Source organism: Pseudomonas sp. LARHCG127, assembly GCF_052871455.1.
This window is the reverse complement of sequence record NZ_JBIXJT010000020.1, coordinates 34,108-47,604: the sequence shown is the minus strand read 5'-3', so window position 1 is coordinate 47,604 and position 13,497 is coordinate 34,108. Positions and strand designations below refer to the sequence as shown.

Below are 13,497 nucleotides of genomic sequence, written 5' to 3'. Positions count from 1 at the left end.
ATCTGGGGTCAAGATTCGGCTCGTGCCGCCGATAGCTGTTTTATTGGATTCATCCGAACAAGCCCAGGAGTCACCGATGGCCGGCATTCTCGACACAGTAGATCAACGAACCCAATTGGTGGGTGAGAATCGCCTGGAAATTCTCATGTTTCGCCTGGCGGGTCGACAGCTGTTCGCCATTAACGTGTTCAAGGTCCAGGAAGTCCTGCAACTGCCGAAGCTGACGTTGATGCCGCAACGTCACCCGTTCGTGTGCGGTGTGGTCAATCTGCGCGGCCAGACGCTGCCGGTGATCGACCTGTCCCAGGCCATTGGCATGCGCCCGTTGGTGCCGGGCGCCAACAGCACCATTATCGTGACCGAATACAACCGTTCGGTGCAGGCATTCCTGGTGGGCGGCGTCGATCGCATCGTCAACATGAACTGGGAAGCCATCCTGCCGCCGCCGACCAGTGCCGGCCGCGAGCACTACCTGACGGCCATCAGCAAGGTGGACGATCAGCTGGTGGAAATCATCGACGTGGAAAAAGTCCTGGCCGAAATCGTGCCGTACAACGCCAAGGTCTCTCGTGACAAACTCGAAGATCCGGTGCTGGAACGTGCCCGTGGTCGCGAAGTGTTGCTGGTGGACGACTCCAATGTGGCGCTCTCGCAACTGCGCGACACCTTGGGTCAACTGGGCGTGAAAATGCACATTGCCAGCGACGGCCTGAAGGCGCTGAACATGCTCAAGGCCTGGGCCGATACCGGCGAGGTCATGACCGATAAATTGCTGATGATCTTCACCGACGCGGAAATGCCGGAAATGGACGGCTACCGCCTGACCACCGAAATCCGTAACGACCCGCGCTTGCGCGGACTCTATGTCGTTCTGCACACCTCGCTGTCGGGCAGCTTCAACGACTCGATGGTCAAGAAGGTCGGCTGCGACAACTTTCTCTCCAAATTCCAGCCGGACAAGCTGGTCGATGTCGTGCGCCAGCGGTTGATGCTCGACTGAAACCGATGGTGGTTTGCTTCAATGGCCGGCTCGTATAAGGTGGCATTTTTTTGCCCCTGGGGAAGTTGAGCATGTTGCGGCTGAGCGCGCTGTATCGGTATCCGTTGAAGTCCGGCAAGGGCCAGCCCCTGTCGGAAATCGGCCTGGACAAGCTCGGGCTGGACGGCGATCGGCGCTGGATGCTGGTGGACGAGGGCACGGGGCGATTCCTGACCCAGCGCGCCGTAGCGAAGATGAGCCAGCTTTCGGCCTTGTGGAACGAGGCGGGGGGGCTGACGCTCAGTGCGCCTGGCCATGGTGCCATCGACGTGTCGTTGCCACCTGCCCAGGAAGAGCAGCGGCGCGGTGTGATCATCTGGCGTGACACCTTGCGTGTGCCGGACGCCGGTGACGAGGCCGCGGCCTGGGTCAGTGAATTCATCGGCAACCCTACGCGGCTGGTGCATGTGCCGGTGGAGCTGGCGCGCACCACCGCAGCCGGTTATGGCAAGGACGACGACAAGGTCGCCTTTGCCGATGGTTTCCCCTTGTTGCTGATTGGCCAGGCCTCGTTGCAGGACCTGTCGAGTCGGGTCGGTCGTTCGCTGGACATGTTGCGCTTTCGTCCCAACCTGGTGGTCGAGGGCAGCGAAGCGTTTGCCGAGGACGGGTGGAAGCGCATTCGTATCGGCGAGGTGGAGTTCCGGCTGGTCAAGCCTTGCTCGCGGTGCATCATGACCACGGTCGATCCGCAAACCGGCGAGCGCGATCCGAATCGCGAACCCTTTGCCACGCTGCAGCAATACCGTTCGACACCGGACGGCGCGATGTTCGGCCAGAACCTCGTCAACGACAGCAACGGTCGGCTTGAAGTCGGCATGCCGGTTGAAGTGCTCGAATAAAAAGATCCGTGAATAAAAATGCCCGTGTCATTGGACACGGGCATTTTTGTTTATCACGCAACCGCTTTAGCTTTTGTGGCGAGGGAGCTTGCTCCCGCTGGGCTGCGAAGCGGCCCCCGCATTTCAGTCATCACATCGTAGGGGACGCTGGCGCGTCCAGCGGGAGCAAGCTCCCTCGCCACAGGGTTAACCATGTCCCCAAAAGGGGAGCATCTCTGGTGGTTCGTCGGCTTAGCCGCGGTACTCACACAGATAGGCAGTGTCGACAGCCACTTTGAGCTGGAACTTGCTGTTGGCCGGTACATTGAACTGGCTGCCGGCCTCGAAGGTTTCCCAGTCGGTGCTGTCGGGCAGCTTCACGGTCAGGGCGCCGGAGACGACGTGCATGATTTCCCGTTGGGCCGTGCCGAACTCATATTCGCCCGGAGCCATGACGCCGATGGTCGCTGGGCCTTCGGCAGTGCCAAAAGCGATCGACTTGACGGTGCCGTCGAAGTACTCGTTGACTTTGAACATGGGCGATTCCTCGAAAAAGGGGCTGAAAAAGGCCGGCCAGTATGCACAAGGCTGCAACATTCGTCATCTGCCGCGCCGGGTGGCGGACACCGCTCAACCCGGCAGCACCAAGGGCAACAATCGCGCGGTATTGCGGGCATCTTCCAGGGCTCGGTGCTGTTGACCGCAGAATTGCAGGCCCGCCAGTTGCAGTGCGCCATTGAGCCCCAGCGGTCGTTCCAGCCGACGGGCCTTGGCGAAGCGTTGCTTGAGGTTCATGTGCGGCACTTGGCCGAGGACACTGTGTAACTGCTGTTGCTGCCATTCCTGCAGCAGTTGCTTGCGGTCGTAGTCGCCCCAACTGACCCAGCTTTCCAGCTTCGGATGATACGGCGCCAGCCAGCGCTCGAACGCCGGCCAGACTTCGGTCAAGGGCTCGGCGCTGTCGATATTGGCCTGGGTAATATGGGTCAGTTCGCGACAAAAAGGCGTGAGCAGCGGGCGTCTCAGGGGCCGCACGAAGCGCTGGAAGTGATCCACTTCGCGGCCGTCACGATTCACCAGCGTGGCGCCGATTTCGATAATTTCCATTTCGGTTACCGGCCAGCCACCCTCGTCGGTGGTGGCCTCCAGATCAATCACCAGCCAGTGAGGCATTGCAGGGTTCCCGGTATCGGCGTGCTGATGGGTTTGAGCGTAGTCAAACCCCGGGCATCCGACTAGTGGGCTGTTTCGACACGCAACAAAACCTGACGGTTTTTCACTTGGTCACCGCGCTTGACCTGCAATTGCCTGACCACGCCGTCGACGCCGGCCATGAGTGGATGCTCCATTTTCATCGCTTCGAGCACCATCAGCAGTTGGCCCTGGCGCACCGGGCTACCTTCGCTGACCAGCAGCTCGACAATGGCGCCGTCCATGGGCGCCTTGAGCGTTCCGTCGCTGGTGGTGGCCTTGGCGGCGACCGGAGCCAGGGTCCGGTCTTGCAGGTGCAGGCCGCCGGGGCGGGTGGACAGCCAGAGGTCGTGGCCATCGAGGCGCCAGGCCTGGCGCTGGCGAATCCCATCGATCATCAGCGACGCGCCATTGGCGTCAACGTCGAGCAGCCTCAGTTCGACCAGGCGTTCGGCACTGCGGATGTTCAATGTCCCGTCGGTTTCGGCCTCAAGGCTCAGCGTCCAGTCGCGCTCCCCGACGCCAATCCGAAAATGCCGCGCCATGCCGACGCTGTTGCGCCACCCGCCCAGGCCGGGTGCATGCCGTGCCTGCGAGGCCTGATAAAACGCCGCCGTGGCGATGGCCAGTTGTTCGGTGGAGGGCTCAATGGGCAGTAGTGCGGGATGATTGGCAAAGTGCTGGCCGATGAAACCGGTACCGAAGTCGCCGTCGATGAAGCGTGGGTGCGCCAGCAAGCCGGCGAGCAAGCGCTGGTTGCTCTGGACGCCCAGCAGCACGCAATCTTCCACCGCCCGGAGCAATTTGCGCCGGGCGTCTTCGCGGGTGGCGCCGTGGACGATGAGTTTGCCCAGCATCGAATCGTAGAATGGCGTGATGACCTGGCCTTGCAGTAGGCCGTGGTCGATCCGCACGCCGTCCTGTATCGGCGGCGCCCAGCCGATCAACCGCCCGGTCTGGGGCAGGAAATCCGTCGCCGGGTCCTCGGCGTACAGCCGCACTTGCAGGGCATGGCCGCTAAACATCACTTGATCCTGGCGCAAGGGCAACGGCTTGCCGGCGGCGACATCCAACTGCCAGGCTACCAGGTCCAGGCCAGTGATCAACTCGGTGACGGGGTGTTCGACCTGCAAGCGTGTGTTCATCTCCAGAAAGTAAAATCGACCGTCCGTCGCGAGCAGGAATTCCACGGTCCCGGCACCGACGTAATTCACAGCACGCCCTGCTTTGAGTGCCGCCTCGCCCATGGCCCGGCGCAGGTCGGCGGTCATGACCGGGCAGGGCGCCTCTTCGATGATTTTCTGGTGGCGCCGCTGAATCGAGCAGTCCCGTTCCCCCAGGTGGATCAGTTGACCGTGATGGTCGCCGAATATCTGCACTTCCACATGCCGTGGATCGATCAACGCCTGTTCGAGGATCAACTCGTCGCTGCCAAAACCGTGCAAGGCTTCCGAGCGTGCACTGCGCAATTGCTCCAGCATGTCTTCGGCGCGTTGGACCAGGCGCATGCCGCGACCGCCGCCACCGGCACTGGCCTTGATCATCAGTGGGTAGCCGATGCGCTCGGCTTCGCGTAGCAGCGTGTCGTCGTCCTGGGCCGCGCCCTGGAAACCGGCGATGCAGGGAACACCGGCTGCGAGCATGGCAATTTTCGCGCGGCGCTTGCTGCCCATCAGGTCGATGGCCTGGGGGCTGGGGCCGATGAAAACCATGCCGGCTTCTTCGCAGGCTTGGGCGAACCCCGCATTTTCCGAAAGAAAGCCGTAGCCGGGATGGATCGCGTCGGCGCCGCTGCGCCGGGCTGCGTCGAGCATGGCCAAGGGATTGAGGTAGGACTGTTGCACCGGGGCCGGGCCGATCAGCACGGCTTCATCGGCCATGCGCACGTGCAGCGCATCGGCGTCGGCCTCGCTGAACACCGCCACCGTGCGGTAGCCCAGGGCCTGGGCGGTGCGTTGGATGCGACAGGCGATTTCGCCGCGGTTGGCGACAAGGAGTTTGCTGAAGGTGGGCATGGGTCATTCCTGGGTTTTTGCGCTGTCTGTCCGGGCCTCATCGCGAGCAGGCTCGCTCCCACAATGGAGGGTGAACACAGTCCAATGTGGGAGCGAGCCTGCTCGCGATGGCGGTTTTGCAGACTGAGCACTCACTTGTTCTTCCCCGGCAAAATCCCCATGAGCTTGTAGATGATGCCCAGCATGATCTCGTCCGCACCGGCGCCGATGGACACCAGCCGTACGTCGCGATAGGCCCGGGCGACCGGGTTGTCCCACATGAAACCCATGCCGCCCCAATATTGCAGGCAACTGTCGGTGGTTTCCCGGGCCAGGCGCCCGGCCTTGAGCTTGGCCATGGACGCCAGCCGAGTGACGTCCTGGCCGTGGATGTACTGCTCGGTGGCCTGGTAGACCAGCGCCCGCAGGCATTCGATCTCGCTGGCCAGTTCCGCCAGGCGAAAGTGGATCACCTGGTTGTCGATCAGGGCCGTGCCGAAGGTCTTGCGTTCCTTGCAGTACGCGATGGTGCTGTCGATGCACTGTTCCAGGCCCTTGAGCATGTTGGCCGCGCCGAACAGGCGTTCCTCCTGGAATTGCAGCATCTGCATCATGAACCCGGCGCCTTCCTGGCCAATGCGGTTGCGTTGTGGCACGCGCACGTCGTCGAAAAACACCTGGGCGGTTTCCGAGCTGCGCATGCCGAGTTTGTCCAGGTGCTGGCCGAGGCTGATGCCGGGGCTGTCCATCGGCACCATGATCAGCGATTTGTTGACGTGGGGCTTGTCGTCCGAAGTGTTGGCCAGCAGGCAAATGAAATCGGCGCTCGGCGCATTGGTGATCCACATCTTGCTGCCGTTGATGATGTAGTCGTCGCCGTCCTTGCGCGCGGTGGTCTTGAGCCCGGCGACGTCGGAACCGGCGCCGACTTCCGAAACCCCGATGCAGCCCACCTGTTCACCGCGAATGGCCGGGCGCAGGAATGCGTCACGCAACTCATCGGAGCCGAATCGGGCCAGGGCCGGGGTGCACATGTCGGTCTGCACGCCAATGGACATCGGCACGCCGCCGCAATGAATGGTGCCGAATTCCTCGGCCGCGACGATCGAATAGCTGTAGTCCAGGCCCATGCCGCCGAATGCCGTTGGCTTGGAAATGCCCAGCAGGCCCAGCTCGCCGGCCTTGCGAAAAATCCCGTGGATGGGGAAACGTCCAGCGCGCTCCCATTCGTCGACGTAGGGGTTGATGTCGCGGTCGACAAATTGGCGAACGGTGCGCCGCAGTGCTTCATGTTCTTGGGTGAAGATCATTCTTGTTGTTCTCCTGGAGTCAGCGCTCAGAAACGGGCCACGCCAAAGCTGTTGGCTTGCAATGGCCGCTGTTCGGCCTCGTGACAGATGTCCAGCAGAAAGCCTAGCAATGTGCGGGTATCACGCGGGTCGATAAGCCCGTCGTCCCACAGGCTGGCGCTGCCGTAGAGGGCGGTGGATTGGCTGTCGAGTTTCTGCGCGGTGGTGTGCTCGAGCAGGTCCAGCATCTTCGGGTCGGGGCTCAGGCCGTTCTTGAGTTGCGTGGCCTCGGTGATCATTCGCAGGACCTTGCCGGCCTGGGCGCCGCCCATCACGGCGGTGTGGCTGTTGGGCCAGGCGAAGATGAAGCGCGGATCAAGCCCGCGGCCGCACATAGCGTAGTTGCCGGCGCCGTAGGAGCCGCCTACGACGACGGTCAGCTTGGGCACCCGGGCATTGGCCACGGCCTGTATCATCTTGGCCCCGTGCTTGATCACCCCTTGTCGCTCGGACTCGGTGCCGACCATGAATCCGGTGGTGTTGTGCAAGAACAGCAATGGTGTGCGGCTCTGGTCGCACAATTGGATGAACTGCGCGGCCTTGCTGGCGCCCTGGGGCGTGATCGGTCCGTTGTTGCCGATCAGGCCACAGGCATGGCCGCGAATGTGCAGGTGGCCGCAAATCGTCTGGGCGTCGAATTCGCTTTTGAAAGCCAGGAAGTTCGAGCCGTCGGCGATGCGGGCGATGATTTCCCGCACGTCATAAGGCTTCTTCGGGTCGTCGGGCACCAGTCCCAATAATTCGTCGGCGGGGTAGAGCGGCTCGGTCCAGGTTCGTTCGGGTTGTGACGGCAGTTGTGCATCCCAGGGCAGCAGGCTGAGGATTTCCCGGGCCAGGCGTACGCCATCGGCATCGTTCTCGGCCAGGTATTCGGCGGTGCCGGCCACCTGCGCGTGCATCAGCGCACCGCCCAGTTCTTCTTCGCTGGCCACTTCGCCGGTCGCGGCCTTGAGCAACGGCGGCCCGGCCAGGAACAACCGCGCCTTATCGCGCACCACCACCACGTAGTCCGACAAACCCGGCTGATAGGCTCCGCCGGCCGTGGCGGAGCCATGCACCACGGTGATCTGCGGCAGGCCCATGGCCGACATACGTGCCTGATTGGCGAAGCAGCGCGCGCCTTCGACGAAAATCTGCGCGGCGTAATTGAGATTGGCGCCGCCACTTTCGGCCAGGGTGATGACCGGCAGTTTGTTTTCCATGGCGATCTGTTGCAGGCGCAGGGTCTTGAGCAAGCCGCTGGGGGAAATCGTGCCACCCTTGATCGCGCTGTTGTTGACCACCACCAGCACCCGCGTCCCGGACACGTAGCCGATCCCGGCGATCAGGCCGCCTCCGGCCTGGCTGCCATCCTTGTCGTCATGGAGTTTGTAGCCGGCCAGGCTCGCCAGCTCAAGAAACGGCGCGCCGGGGTCCAGCAGCAGGTTCAGGCGTTGGCGCGGCAACAGTTGGCCGCGCCGTTCGAATTTGCCCTGGGCCTGGGCCGCTTTCTCCACCACGGCCTGTTCGAGCTGGCGCAGTTGTTCGACGCCGGCCAGCATCGCCGTGTAATGGCGCGCGAAGTCAGCGCTGTGGGGATCCAGGTGCGATTCGATGACCGGCATGCAGACTCCTCGTGTTGGAACGGATTAGCGCCAAACCCTGTGGCGAGGGAGCTTGCTCCCGCTCGATTGCGCAGCAATCGCAAAAGCCGGGGTCGCTGCGCAACCCAGCGGGAGCAAGCTCCCTCGCCACAGGTTTCACAGGTGCTGCAGATCGTTCATTTGCCATGGCGACCGTCCTTAGCCGACCTGATCGGCAACGTGTTGCGGCACCGGTATCTGAATCTCCAGCAATTGCTGGGCGAACGCCTTGCCCTGGGGGTCGATGCGCAGGCTGGCGACACCGCCGCCACCGAGGGCGTTTTCCAGCAGGAAATTCAAACTGTGGGTGCCCGGCAGGTACCAGCGTTCGACCCGGCCCAACTGCGGGTCGAGCACGTGGCTCATCCAGTCGACCATCACCTCCGGGGTCAGCGCTTCGGCGATCCAGGGCAGGTATTCGGGCTCGCGGGCAATCACGCCAATGTTGCTGTGGTTGCCCTTGTCGCCGGAGCGCGCCACCGCCAGTTTGATCAGCGGCACGCTGGCGTCGGCCCGGCCCTGGGGTTTGGGCAGGTCCGGGGCGACCGGCAGGCCGGTGATGTCCAGCGGTTCGAGGGCGGGCAGGGGACACGGGTGGCGCTGGCCGTCGAACTCGATGTCGAGCCGGCAAGTGGCTTTGTCGATCAGGAACGAGAAAAGGCGAATCAACGGCGACACCGTCGGCCGGCCACCGACCAGGCCGGTCAGTCCCGGCGCCATGCCGGTGGCGGCTTGGGCGATTTCCCTGGAAAACAGCACCAACGGTTGTTTGTCCGGGTGTCGCACCGCCAGTTTGATGACCACCTCACGGCTGTCCCGGCGCTGGCCATGTGGGCCGTAAGTGGCTTCGCTGCCCAGCAGTTCGATGTTCACTTCGCTGAAGGGCGCCCAGCCACGCTGGCGCAATAGCTGCGAGGTCTTGGCGATGATCGCCTGGCTGACCCGTTCAGCCTTGGCCACGGCATCGATGCCGGCGATCAGGCACGTGGCGGTGCAGCGCCAGCCGTCCAACCAGGTGGTGCAGACCTTGTACCGGTCGCTGGGCGGCAGCCCCTTGGCCCCGTGGACGCGCACGGCGTGCTTGCCCTGCTGGGTCAACCTGACCTGGCTGAAATCACAGATCACGTCCGGCAGCAGGTAACCTTGCGGGTCGCCGATTTCGTAGAGCAACTGCTCGCCGACGGTCAGCGGCGTGACCAGTCCACCGCTGCCTTCAGGCTTGGTGACGATAAATTGGCCGTCGGCGCTGGCTTCGACGATGGGGAAGCCAATGTGCTCGAAATCCGGCACTTGCTGCCAGTCGGTGAAATTTCCGCCGGTGCACTGGGCGCCGCACTCGATGAGATGCCCCGCCAGCGCGGCCTGGGCCAATCGGTCGTAATCGTCCCAGGCCCAGCCGAACTCATGCACCAGGGCGGCGCTGACCACGGCGCTGTCCACCACTCGCCCGGTGATCACCACATCGGCGCCCAGGCGCAACGCTTCGACGATACCGGGCGCGCCGAGGTAGGCATTGATGGACACGCACGCGGGCGGCAGGGGCTCGCCGCTGGACATCTCGCGGATGCCTTGGGCGGCGAGCCATTCGCCTTGCGGTTGCAGGTCATCGCCCAGCAGCACGGCGATTTTCAGCGCTACGCCGGCCTGATCACAGGCGGCTTGCAAGGCCCTCGCACAGGCCTGGGGATTGACCCCGCCGGCGTTGCTGATGACGCGGATCCGGTCGTCATGCAATCGCTTGAGCAGCGGGGTGAGGACCTCGATGAAGTCCGTGGCATAGCCGCTCGACGGGTCCTTCAAGCGCGCCCCGGCCATGACCGACATCGTCACTTCGGCCAGATAGTCGAACACCAGGTAATCCAGCTTCCCTCCCTCGATCAGTTGCGCCGCCGCGGTGCAGGTATCGCCCCAAAAGGCACTGGCGCAACCGATACGGATCGTTTTTCCCATGGCGTTCCCTCCGGCAAAGGTGGTTCGAGACTACCAAGCAAGCGCTTGGTTTGTAAACGCTGTCCCGTACTTGTGGCCGAGCGCTTGCTTGGTTGCCTCGCTCGGCTTAAATTGCCCGCGCCACCGATGGTTTGACGTGCAATGGCGGCGCGTTGGTTGATCGACTGTAGGAGAGAATGGGTGGACGAGCAAAAAGCCCTGGGCGTGATGCGTGAGCTGGTCGACAGCGGGCAACTGACCGATCCGGACAGTGCTCGCGGCAAACTGCTCCAGACCGCCGCCCATCTGTTTCGCAACAAGGGCTTCGAGCGCACCACGGTGCGCGACCTGGCCAGTGCCGTGGGCATCCAGTCGGGCAGCATCTTCCACCATTTCAAAAGCAAGGATGAAATCCTGCGGGCGGTGATGGAAGAAACCATCCGCTACAACACTGCGCTGATGCGCGCCGCCCTGGCCGAGGCCGACAGCGTGCGCGAGCGGGTGCTGGCGCTGATCCGCTGCGAATTGCAGTCGATCATGGGCGGCACGGGCGAGGCCATGGCCGTGCTGGTCTATGAATGGCGTTCGCTTTCGCAGGACGGACAGCGGCAGGTACTGGCCCTGCGTGACATTTATGAAGACTTGTGGCTGGAGGTTCTGGGCCAAGCCAAGGAGGCCGGGTATATTCGCGGGGACGTGTCCATTACTCGACGGTTCCTAACCGGGGCGTTGTCCTGGACCACCACCTGGTTTCGCGCCGAAGGCAGCTTGAGTCTCGATGAACTGGCCGAGCAGGCCCTGATCCTGGTGCTTGAAGAAAAACAATAATCGAACGGTGCTTTGAAGGGCCGTGTGGCTGGCTAAGCGGCTGAAACCGCCTAGCTTGATTGTAGTGACGGGACTTTTGGGGAGTGGGTTATCTTGACGTTTTCGCCGATGGGGATGACCTCGCGTGTGCTAATGGCTGCTTTGGCCGCTTTCCTGGCGTTGCCGATCGAGGCGGCGCAACAGGTGCGGATCGGCGCGGCGCATTTTCCGCCCTACACCGTTCGTCCCGAGAACGGCGCCGACACCGGCCTGTTGCCGCAGATGGTCGAGGCCTTGAACCAGTCGCAAAGCGACTATCAGTTCGTACTGGTGCCGACGTCGATCCCGCGCCGCTTCAATGATTTCAAGCAAGGCCGGGTCGACATGGCGATTTTCGAGAACCCCGAATGGGGTTGGCAGGATGTGCCACACACTGCCGTGGACATGGGCCTGGAAGATGCGGAGGTCTTCGTCGCCCAGCGCCAGCCGGATCGCCAGCAAAGTTATTTCGCCGACCTCAGGGGCAAGCGCCTGGCGTTGTTCAGTGGTTACCACTACGCCTTTGCCGAATTCAACCCCGACCCCAAGTTCCTCGCCGGCCAATACAACGCCACGCTGACGTACTCCCATGACAGCAACCTGCTGATGGTGTTGCGCGGGCGGGCGGACATCGCCCTGGTGACCCGTTCGTACCTCAACGATTACGTGTTGCGCAACCCGGAAGTCGGCCCGCAATTGCTGGTGTCCGAACGCATCGATCAGGTTTACCACCATTACGCGTTGATTCGGCCGCAGGCGCCCATTTCCAGTGAAGCGTTCGCACAGTTGCTGCAAACGCTGCGGGACAACGGTCAACTGCTGAAGATTTTCCAGCCGTACCAGATCCAGCTGGTGCCCACGCATTCCCATTGACGGTGCCACTAAATTTCCCTTCCCGGCTCACGTCCCACGTTGACTACCGACGAATACGCGAGCCGCTCCCATGTCCAACCTCAACCACCCGACGACGCTGCCCTTGCCCGGCGGTCGTCGCCTCGGCGCCGATGAAACCGAACGCCACCTGAGCCTGATGCTCGAAGGCGCGCCGCTGATCCGGCTGCGCCTGGTGCGCGGTCCCGAGTTGCATGTGCATTTACAGGAAATCAACGACCGTCCGATGGGCCCGGCGTTGTGGGCAGCCTGCTATTGGCTGTTTGCCCGCGATCCCGAGTGCCAGCGCCTGACCTGGCACCTCGACGAGCGCCCTGGCGAAGCCTTGCTCAGCGGTTTACTGACGGGCACCGAACGTGCCGGTGAATACCGTTGCGAGCGCACGCTGTTCTGGCAATTGCCGCAGCCTTGGCTGGGGGAGTCGTTCAGCGGCAGTTACCCGCAACAGATGGTCATCACCGATGGTCGTCGCCATCCACGCCGGCCGATCAAGCCGCGCGGTGAGGTGTACCGACGTTTCGATGCGCGGCTGGGGGCCTGGGTGTCCTTGCGCACCCTGGAAATCGAGCAGGACCTGGAACGTTTCAACCGCTGGCAGAACAGCCCGCGGGTGGCGAGTTTCTGGCAGGAGGAGGGCAGCCTGGAACAGCATCGCGAGTACCTGGGCAAGCTGCAGGCCGATCCGCGGGTCTTGACCCTGATCGGTTGCTTCGATGACCAGCCGTTCGCTTACTTCGAAGCCTATTGGGCCAAGGAAGATCGGATCGCGCCGTTCTATGAGGCCGACCACTACGACCGCGGCATCCATATGCTGGTGGGCGAAGAGCAGCACCGCGGGCCGCACAAGGTGGCGAGCTGGCTGTCGGCGCTGGTGCACTACCTGTTCCTGGACGACCCGCGCACCCAGCGCGTGGTCGCCGAGCCCCGGGCCGACAATGCGCGGATGATCGGGCACTTGCATGACCAGTGCTTTCATTGCGAGAAGGAATTCGATTTTCCCCACAAGCGCGCGGCGCTGATGATCCTGGGGCGTGAGCGGTTCTTTGATCGGTGTGGGTTGATGTGAAACCTTATGGCCTCATCGCGAGCAAGCTCGCTCCCACAGTGGATCTTCAGTGATTGCCAGAATTGTGGGAGCGAGCTTGCTCGCGATGAGGCCGGCAAAACCACCGCAAGTTACCGCCGGGCGAACGTATCCCCGCGAACCCCCGACACCTTGCGGCAATGCACCAGCGCGTCGCGGATCATGAAGTTCACCAGGGTCGGCGAGACGCCCAGTTCCTTGGCGATGTCCTTCTGCGGCACGCCGTGCAGGCGGTACATCTCGAAGGCATAGCGGGTGCGGCTGGGCAGTTCGGTCAGCGCGTCGGCGATGTGCTCCAGCGTGGAGAAGTTGATATGGGAGGTTTCTGGCGAAGCACCCTGGATCACCACGTTCAACCCTTCCTCTTCCGGCCCCGAGTATCGCTGTTCCAGCGCCTGCTTGCGGTAGTGGTCGATCGCCAGGTTGCGCACGATCTGAAACAGGTAACTGAGCTGCGCCTTGAACGAGGAGGTGATTTGTGGCGCCGATTGCAGCCGGAAAAAAGCGTCCTGCACCACATCTTCCGCGCGGGACCGGCAGCCGGTAATGCGCGCCGCGATCTTGACCAGGATCAGTCGGTTATCGACGAACGCCTGGAGTAACGGTGAGTCGCACCTGCTTGTGGATACTTGTTCCGTCATGGAATTCACCTTGCTGCAAAAAGTTAGCGGGACGTCCGGATGCCGGACCCGTCCTACACATCGAGCGCCAAATTAGGCTTAATGATAATG

Annotated in this window: 12 protein-coding genes; 5 read left to right on the top strand and 7 right to left on the bottom strand. The window is 62.8% G+C overall.

The window, feature by feature from the left end; genetic code table 11:
* Positions 1–76 precede the first annotated feature (76 nt).
* A complete protein-coding gene (locus ACIPQ1_RS25940; protein ID WP_053120553.1) occupies positions 77–1,000 on the top strand; it encodes a chemotaxis protein CheV in 924 nt (307 codons plus the stop codon).
* 71 nt (positions 1,001–1,071) lie between these two features.
* Positions 1,072–1,881, top strand: a complete 810-nt coding sequence (locus tag ACIPQ1_RS25935) for an MOSC domain-containing protein (RefSeq protein ID WP_250962338.1) — start codon at positions 1,072–1,074, stop codon at positions 1,879–1,881.
* 231 nt (positions 1,882–2,112) lie between these two features.
* Here ACIPQ1_RS25935 and ppnP read toward each other — a convergent pair whose 3' ends face one another.
* The 6 genes from ppnP to ACIPQ1_RS25905 form a co-directional block, all read right to left on the bottom strand.
* On the bottom strand, positions 2,113–2,397 hold the full coding sequence (gene ppnP / locus ACIPQ1_RS25930; RefSeq protein WP_014337306.1) for a pyrimidine/purine nucleoside phosphorylase: 285 nt from the start codon (positions 2,395–2,397) through the stop codon (positions 2,113–2,115).
* A 93-nt stretch (positions 2,398–2,490) separates the two neighbouring features.
* Positions 2,491–3,033, bottom strand: coding sequence for an exonuclease domain-containing protein (locus ACIPQ1_RS25925; RefSeq protein WP_250962337.1), 543 nt, complete (start codon positions 3,031–3,033; stop codon positions 2,491–2,493).
* A gap of 62 nt (positions 3,034–3,095) precedes the next feature.
* Positions 3,096–5,066, bottom strand: coding sequence for an acetyl/propionyl/methylcrotonyl-CoA carboxylase subunit alpha (locus ACIPQ1_RS25920; protein WP_446535020.1), 1,971 nt, complete (start codon positions 5,064–5,066; stop codon positions 3,096–3,098).
* Between the two features lie 131 nt (positions 5,067–5,197).
* On the bottom strand, positions 5,198–6,355 hold the full coding sequence (gene atuD, locus ACIPQ1_RS25915; protein ID WP_446535019.1) for a citronellyl-CoA dehydrogenase: 1,158 nt from the start codon (positions 6,353–6,355) through the stop codon (positions 5,198–5,200).
* Positions 6,356–6,381: 26 nt separating this feature from the next.
* On the bottom strand, positions 6,382–7,998 hold the full coding sequence (gene atuC, locus ACIPQ1_RS25910) for a geranyl-CoA carboxylase subunit beta (RefSeq protein WP_446535018.1): 1,617 nt from the start codon (positions 7,996–7,998) through the stop codon (positions 6,382–6,384).
* Positions 7,999–8,175: 177 nt separating this feature from the next.
* Positions 8,176–9,966: an acyclic terpene utilization AtuA family protein gene (locus tag ACIPQ1_RS25905; protein ID WP_446535017.1), complete on the bottom strand. Its 1,791-nt coding sequence runs from the start codon at positions 9,964–9,966 to the stop codon at positions 8,176–8,178.
* 180 nt (positions 9,967–10,146) lie between these two features.
* On the opposite strand from ACIPQ1_RS25905, the gene ACIPQ1_RS25900 reads away from it, so the two are divergent.
* The 3 genes from ACIPQ1_RS25900 (at position 10,147) to ACIPQ1_RS25890 (ending at position 12,748) form a co-directional block, all read left to right on the top strand.
* The gene (locus ACIPQ1_RS25900) at positions 10,147–10,773 is read left to right on the top strand and encodes a TetR family transcriptional regulator (RefSeq protein WP_207965822.1); all 627 of its coding nucleotides are present in this window, start codon (positions 10,147–10,149) and stop codon (positions 10,771–10,773) included.
* Between the two features lie 114 nt (positions 10,774–10,887).
* Positions 10,888–11,664 carry a substrate-binding periplasmic protein gene (locus ACIPQ1_RS25895; RefSeq protein WP_446535032.1) on the top strand — a complete coding sequence of 259 codons (777 nt, stop codon included), beginning with the start codon at positions 10,888–10,890 and terminating at the stop codon, positions 11,662–11,664.
* Between the two features lie 70 nt (positions 11,665–11,734).
* Positions 11,735–12,748, top strand: coding sequence for a GNAT family N-acetyltransferase (locus ACIPQ1_RS25890; RefSeq protein ID WP_250962331.1), 1,014 nt, complete (start codon positions 11,735–11,737; stop codon positions 12,746–12,748).
* 110 nt (positions 12,749–12,858) lie between these two features.
* On the opposite strand, the gene ACIPQ1_RS25885 is transcribed toward ACIPQ1_RS25890, so the two are convergent.
* Entirely contained in the window at positions 12,859–13,407 is a 549-nt protein-coding gene (locus ACIPQ1_RS25885; protein ID WP_092327046.1) for an RNA polymerase factor sigma-70, read from the bottom strand.
* Positions 13,408–13,497: the final 90 nt, after the last annotated feature.